We start from the raw sequence: 2,805 nt of genomic DNA, 5'->3' as shown, positions 1-2,805 counted from the left end.
GCGCGGAGCCCGGGGCCACCGGCGGCGCCTTCGGCAGGAACGCGTACACGATCGCGCCGAGGGTCAGCAGCGCCAGCACCGCGACGGCGGCGTTCTGCCAGACCTTCTTTTGGTAAAAACGCTCCCGAGGCATGTTTGTACGTCCCCCCTGCACTATCCGGCCAGCTCGCTACCGCCTCCACCCTATGGGCACGGCGCCTAGAGATGCACGTGCAGCCGCCGTGCCGCCTCGGAGATGGAGCCCGTGAGGGACGGGTAGACCGTGAAGGTGTTGGCCAGATCATCCACGTGCAGCTTCTGCGTCACCGCCAGCGCGATCGGGAAGATCAGTTCGGAAGCGCGCGGGGCCACCACGACGCCGCCGATCACCGTGCCGGAGCCGCGGCGCGAGATGATCTTCACGAAACCGTCCGTGACATTCATCATCTTGGCCCGGGCGTTGGTGCTCAGCGACAGCTTGATCACGTCGCCCTGGTACTGGCCGGACGCGATGTCCTCCTCGGTCACGCCCACGGTGGCGATCTCCGGGCTGGTGAAGATGTTGGAGGCAACCTGCTTCAGCTTCAGCGGCTTGACCACGTCGCCGAGCAGGTGCGCCACGGCGATGCGGCCCTGCATCGCAGCGACCGAGGCGAGGGCGAGCACTCCGGTGCAGTCCCCCGCCGCGTAGATGTTCGGCGCCGTAGTGCGGGAGACGCCGTCGACCTTGATGTGGCCGCTTTCCGTCAGGGCCACGCCGGCTTCCTCCAGCCCGATGCCGGACGTATTCGGCACGCCGCCGACCGCCAGCAGGCAGTGCGAGCCCTCGACCGTGCGCCCGTCGGAGAGCGTGACCACGACGCCGTCCTGGCTGCGCTCCACGCTGGAGGCCCGGGTTTTGGAGAGTACCGTCATCCCGCTGCGGGCAAACACGTCCTCGAGCACCGCGGCCGCGTCGGCGTCCTCCCCGGGCAGCACGCGGTCGCGCGAGGAGACCAGCGTGACCTTCGTGCCGAGCATCCGGTAGGCCGAGGCGAACTCGGCCCCGGTGACGCCCGAACCGACAACGATCAGGTGCTCCGGCACCTCGGTCAGGTTGTACACCTGTGTCCAGTTGAAGATCCGCTCCCCGTCCGGCTTCGCCGTTGGCAGCTCGCGCGGCGTGGCGCCGGTGGCCACCAGGACGGCGTCCGCATCCACGGTTTCGGTCCCCGACTCGGTGGTGACGGCGATACTGTTCGCATCGGTCAGCCGGCCTTCGCCGATGATGACCTTGACGCCCATCCGCTCCAGCCCGCGGTGGATGTCCGACGACTGGCTCTCCGCGAGCTTCAGCAGCCTCTCGTTGACCGTCTTCAGGTCCGCGTAGGCAGCGCCGGCCTGCTCGTCAAAGCGCACGCCCAGGTCATGGGCGCTGGCCACCCGGCGCATGGCGTCCGCCGTCGCAATGAGGGTCTTGGAAGGCACCACGTCGGTCAGCACGGCCGACCCGCCGAGGCCCTTGCGTTCGATGACGGTCACCTTCGCCCCGAGGGACGCGGCCACCATGGCGGCTTCATATCCGCCGGGGCCGCCGCCCAAGATGGCAAGACGGGGGGCGCTGAAATCAATTTGGGTCGTCACATGGCCATTCTGTCGCATGCCCCAGACCTGCTCAACTCATCTGCCCGCTTCCGCCAGCCATGCCTGGCGCCTCAGCAACAGTGCGGAGAGTACGACGGCGGCACGCGGCGTGCGCTATGGAGCAGCGGCTGGGCAGCGGGTAGGTTAGCTCTGTGACTACAGATCCCTTTGAGCTGGCCGCGGCAGCAGCGGCGTACATCGCCGGACACACGGGCGTGCAAAGCCATGACGTGGCACTGGTGCTCGGCTCCGGGTGGGGCGGCGCGGCGGAACTGGTCGGCGAAACGACCCACACGCTCGAGGCACGCAGCATCCCCGGTTTCTCCGCGCCGGCGGTCGAAGGGCACGTCGGCACCGTCCGCTCGGTGCTGACCGCGGACGGCAAGCGGGCGCTGGTCCTCGGCGCGCGCACGCACTACTACGAAGGCCGCGGCGTGCGGGCCGTGGTCCACGGCGTACGCACGGCGGCGGCCGCGGGCGCGAAGACGCTGGTGCTCACCAACGGCTGCGGCGGGCTGAATCCGGACTGGCAGCCCGGCACCCCGGTGCTGATCAGCGACCACATCAACCTCACCGCTGCCTCCCCATTGGAGGGGGCCACCTTCGTGGACCTGACCGACCTGTACTCGTCGCGGATCCGCGCGCTGGCCAAGGAGGTGGACCCGGGGCTGGACGAGGGGGTCTACGCCCAATTCACCGGCCCGCACTACGAGACGCCGGCCGAAGTGCAGTACGCCAAGCGGATCGGCGCGGACCTGGTGGGCATGTCCACCGCACTGGAGGCGATCGCCGCCCGGCACGCCGGGATGGAGGTGTTCGGCATCTCCCTGGTGACGAACCTGGCCGCCGGCATCAGCCCCGTCCCGCTCAGCCACCAGGAAGTGATCGAGGCCGGCCAGGCCGCCGGCCCCCGGATCTCCCGCCTGCTGGCCGACATCATCGCCAAGCTCTGACTCCCCGCCCGCCTGCGGCCGCCGCGGCCGCGCCAACAGAACCAGGTGCTGAGAGAATTGACTGACACCGCTGACCTCGCTCCGCTGTTTGCCTCGGCCGAGGCCTGGATGGCCCATGATCCGGACCCGCAGACCGTGCAGGAACTGCAGGACCTGCTGGATGGTGCCCGGGCCGAAGGACCGGCCGGCGCCGGCGCCCGGCAGGAACTGGCCGACAGCTTCAGCGGGCCGCTGCAGTTCGGCACCGCCG

Annotated in this window: 2 protein-coding genes and 1 pseudogene; 2 read left to right on the top strand and 1 reads right to left on the bottom strand. The window is 69.6% G+C overall.

The window, feature by feature from the left end; genetic code table 11:
- Positions 1-198 precede the first annotated feature (198 nt).
- A complete protein-coding gene (locus D477_RS20315; protein WP_005274995.1) occupies positions 199-1,602 on the bottom strand; it encodes an NAD(P)H-quinone dehydrogenase in 1,404 nt (467 codons plus the stop codon).
- A 152-nt stretch (positions 1,603-1,754) separates the two neighbouring features.
- On the opposite strand from D477_RS20315, the gene D477_RS20310 reads away from it, so the two are divergent.
- A complete protein-coding gene (locus tag D477_RS20310) occupies positions 1,755-2,555 on the top strand; it encodes a purine-nucleoside phosphorylase (RefSeq protein WP_005274993.1) in 801 nt (266 codons plus the stop codon).
- A gap of 57 nt (positions 2,556-2,612) precedes the next feature.
- Positions 2,613-2,805: pseudogene (locus D477_RS20305) on the top strand (phospho-sugar mutase); the annotation flags it as partial.

The organism is Arthrobacter crystallopoietes BAB-32 (assembly GCF_000328305.2).
Taxonomy (GTDB): Bacteria; Actinomycetota; Actinomycetes; order Actinomycetales; family Micrococcaceae; genus Crystallibacter; species Crystallibacter crystallopoietes_A.
Note: the sequence above shows the minus strand (reverse complement) of the source record. Positions and strands in the feature narration are given on the sequence as shown.